Origin of the sequence: Sedimentibacter sp. B4, assembly GCF_000309315.1 — a bacterium.
Classification (GTDB): domain Bacteria; phylum Bacillota; class Clostridia; order Tissierellales; family Sedimentibacteraceae; genus Sedimentibacter; species Sedimentibacter saalensis.
Map to the genome: position 1 here is coordinate 1 of NZ_CANG01000121.1, position 640 is coordinate 640.

General features: G+C 66.6%; 1 pseudogene. It reads right to left on the bottom strand.

Annotated features, from left to right (window positions below):
- Positions 1-181: 181 nt before the first annotated feature.
- A pseudogene (locus tag BN358_RS23000) lies at positions 182-640 on the bottom strand (DeoR/GlpR transcriptional regulator); the annotation flags it as partial.

Sequence of the window (640 nt, forward strand, 5' to 3'; positions counted from 1 at the left end):
TCTGTCGTGCTCGCCAGCGCTCTGCGCAGCCTTCGCGACCTCCAGGATGTCGGGCAGACGTAGCAGGTTCTTCGGGCCAACTTCGAAGAAGGGTGGGGTCAGCTGCCGATGGGCCGGTGAGGCTTCGGGCGCCGGCGTGCCGGTGTTGATGGGCATGATTCGTCGCCTGCGGTTGGGAGGCCTAGGCCGGCCGGGCCAGCTCAGACTGGGGTTTCACCAGCACCACCGAGACGGTGGGAGGCATCGCCTTGATGACTTCGTGCTCCGGGTCGGCGTCGGTGACCACGATGTCGACGTCGGCGAGATCCGCCACTTGGGAGAGCAGGACCCGTCCGAGCTTGGTCTGGTCGAACGCGAGCAGTACACGGTCGGATCGTTCCAAAGCCTGCCGCTTGCCTGCGCTCTCGTCGGGGTCGTAGTCGGTGAGCCCGCGGAGGGCATCGACCCCACTGATGCCCATGACGTAGGTGTCCACGTTGAAGTGCCGCAGGTCATCGGCCATGGTCGAACTCGACGTGACCATCTCCGAGGTCTTGAGGCGGCCGCCGAGGACGAAGATGTCCATGCCGGCCTCGTCCGCCAGCTCAGCGGCGACCAGGATGCTGCGGGTGAGGACGGTGAGGGCCTTTCCCGAGCCCCG